The sequence below is a fragment of the Vagococcus sp. AM17-17 genome, from assembly GCF_003471765.1.
GTDB lineage: Bacteria > Bacillota > Bacilli > Lactobacillales > Vagococcaceae > Vagococcus > Vagococcus teuberi.
This window is the reverse complement of the sequence record NZ_QRJY01000035.1, coordinates 1-2498: the sequence shown is the minus strand read 5'-3', so window position 1 is coordinate 2498 and position 2498 is coordinate 1. Positions and strand designations below refer to the sequence as shown.

The window sequence follows — 2498 nt, the reverse complement described above, 5'->3', positions numbered from 1 at the left end:
TATTAAAAACTGCTGGTAACTTTCGTTACCAACAGTAGAAATTATAGAGCCAATATTTCGGCTGTTTTTTTCTTATAGCAAGTAAGCATATAATTTTACTTACTTAATGTTAGTTGTTATAGTATAAACATCAAATAAATAAAAAAGGATTGATTAACACATGTCAAATTTTGTAAATTTATTAAAACAACGTCGTTCGATATATGATTTAGGAAAAAATACACCACTAACTAATGATGAAATTGTAGACTTAGTAACAGAGGTAGTGAGAGAGTCACCGACTGCATTTAATTCGCAAACACAACGAGTAGTGTTTTTATTCGATGATGCACATGAAAAATTATGGAGTATGACAGAAGGATTATTAGAACCATTAACTCCTCCAGAAGCATTTGAAAATACAAAAGAAAAATTAAAAAGCTTCGCAAAAGGAAAAGCAACTATTTTATTCTTTGAGGACACAGATATTGTAAAAGGATTGCAAGAACAATTTGCGCTATATGCAGAGAATTTCCCAATTTGGTCAGAACAAGCGAGTGGTTTAACTCAATCAAACGTGTGGACTGCTTTAACTGAAAAAAATATTGGTGCTAATTTGCAACATTATAATCCAATTATTGATGAATCAGTTGCTAAAGAATGGGATACTCCAGCAAATTGGAAATTACGTGCACAATTAGTTATTGGATCGATTGAATCACCAGCCTTAGAAAAAGAATATATGGAAAACAACGATAGATTTAAAGTGTTTAAATAAAAAAGAGAATCATAAAAATTTCTATATGGAACAAAAAAATACATATAATTTAGGTTTATTATATAGATATCAACAAAATGAATAAACAACTCCTTAGGTCACTAGCATATTGCTGGTGACTTTTTTTATCATTTGTTCAATTGAGCAAATGCATTAAAAATGAACAATAATATATCGTAAATGGTCTATAAAAATATATTAATCTGATAGAGCGAGTGGAATGAAATGTTTTTGTAACAATTCCTTTATCTATCTGACATATGGTTATGTTAGAATGAATAGGTCGTTAAGAAAAGGGAAATTATTAAAATAGAAATTACTTTATATAAATTTAGATAAGTTCGTTGGAGGAAGAAAAATTGAAGAAAAATATTTTATCAACCATTATGGTTTGCTCAATTGCATTAACAGCTGTTGCTAGTCCAAGTATCGTATTGGCAGATTCTGTTGATGTTCAAATTAAACAACAAGATGAAAAAATTAATGCCTTAAAAGGACAACAAGATAAAGCTCAAGCAGAAATCAATGCATTAGAATCAACCGTAGCTTCTGTTAATGAAAAAGTAGCATCATTAGAAGCAAAACAAACTGAACTAAGTAATGATACTGAGAAATTACAAGAAAAAATCGGTACACTTAAAGTAAGAATTGCAAAACGTGAAAAGTCGATTCAAAAACAAGCAAGAGATGCACAAACAAATGATCAAAGTACTAACTTTGTTAGTGCGGTATTAGAAGCTGATTCATTATCAGATGCTATTAGCCGTGTGCATGCTATGAGCACAATTGTTAATGCTAACAATGATTTAGTTAAACAACAAAAGCAAGATCAAAAATCAGTTGAACAAAGTATTCAAGAAAATGAAGAAAAAATCAACGAAATGGCAGCTACTTATAAAGAGTTACAAAGTCAAAAAGATGCTCTTGCTGCTCAACAAGCTGAGTTAAATGTATTGAAAACAAGTTTAGCTGCTGAACAAGCAACTGCTGAAAGTGATAAAGCTAAATTAAACAAACAAAAAGAAGAAGCAAAAGCTGCCCAAATAAAAGTATTAAAAGCTCAACAAGATTCATCTAAAAAACCAGCTGAAGCAACGGCAGTAAAAGCTGAGAAACCAGCTGAAGATCAAAAAACTGATAACTCATCTGATAGTACGGCTACTCCTTCTGAAGTACCAGAAAGTAAACCAGTTGAAAAACCAACTACTGATAGTACATCTTCTTCAGGAAACTCGGAGCCAGTTAGTGCACCATCAGGAGGTACTTCGTCTAATGGTGGAGGAGTAGATCATTCAGGCTCAGGTAATATGTACGCTGTTGGTCAATGTACATGGTATGTTAAAAGTGTTGCTCCTTGGGTAGGAACTTATTGGGGTAATGGTGCTCAATGGGGAGCATCAGCAGCAGCAGATGGTTACACAGTAAACTCAACTCCAGCAACAGGAGCAGTTGTCGTATTCGCTGCAGGTCAATCTGTTGGAGGACAATGGACAGCAGATGGTTCATATGGACATGTTGCTTATGTTGATTCATATAATCCAGCTAACAATACTATTACGATTTCACAAGGTGGTACAGGATTTTCATCACCTACTGGACCAAACACACAAACAATTAGCGCATCTGGTTACACTTATATCCATCGCTAAAAATAAAAGCTCTTTGTCAACTAGTGTTGGTAAGAGCTCAAACGTTAGAATTTAGGATCTAGAAAACAACATGTTTTCTAGATCTTTTTTGG

2 protein-coding genes are annotated in these 2498 nt (G+C 32.9%); both read left to right on the top strand.

Features of this window, described 5'->3' with window-relative positions:
* The first annotated feature begins 160 nt into the window (after nt 1–160).
* Nucleotides 161–757 (top strand): nitroreductase family protein, encoded by a 597-nt coding sequence (locus DW196_RS11005; RefSeq protein WP_071456025.1) that lies wholly within the window; start codon nt 161–163, stop codon nt 755–757.
* A gap of 359 nt (nt 758–1116) precedes the next feature.
* Complete coding sequence (locus tag DW196_RS11000; protein WP_118251291.1) at nt 1117–2406, top strand: CHAP domain-containing protein; 1290 nt, start codon at nt 1117–1119, stop codon at nt 2404–2406.
* Nucleotides 2407–2498 lie beyond the last annotated feature (92 nt).